Here is a 256-nt window from a genome sequence, read left to right as displayed (position 1 = left end):
CTTCATACGATCTCGATCTGTGGGGCAAGAATCGCGAAGCGCTGAAGGCCGCGATTTCGCAACTTCAAGCGAGTCAGGCCGATGCCGAGGTCGTGAAGCTGACGCTGACGACGTCGATTGCACGCACGTACAACCAGCTTGCGCGCCTCTATCTGTTGCGCGACATTGCGCAGCAGGAAGTCACGCAGCGCGAGCAGATCGAGCGCATTACCGCGGGGCGCATTGCGACCGGGCTCGATACCGAAGTCGAACGCAA

Annotated in this window: 1 protein-coding gene; it reads left to right on the top strand. The window is 60.2% G+C overall.

Annotated features, from left to right (window positions below):
* Nucleotides 1-256 (top strand): TolC family protein (locus SB753_RS39055; protein ID WP_410805418.1); only part of this gene is annotated, 256 nt, incomplete at both ends.

Origin of the sequence: Paraburkholderia sp. SIMBA_053, assembly GCF_046534895.1 — a bacterium.
GTDB classification, from domain to species: Bacteria; Pseudomonadota; Gammaproteobacteria; order Burkholderiales; family Burkholderiaceae; genus Paraburkholderia; species Paraburkholderia caledonica.
Note: the sequence above shows the minus strand (reverse complement) of the source record. Positions and strands in the feature narration are given on the sequence as shown.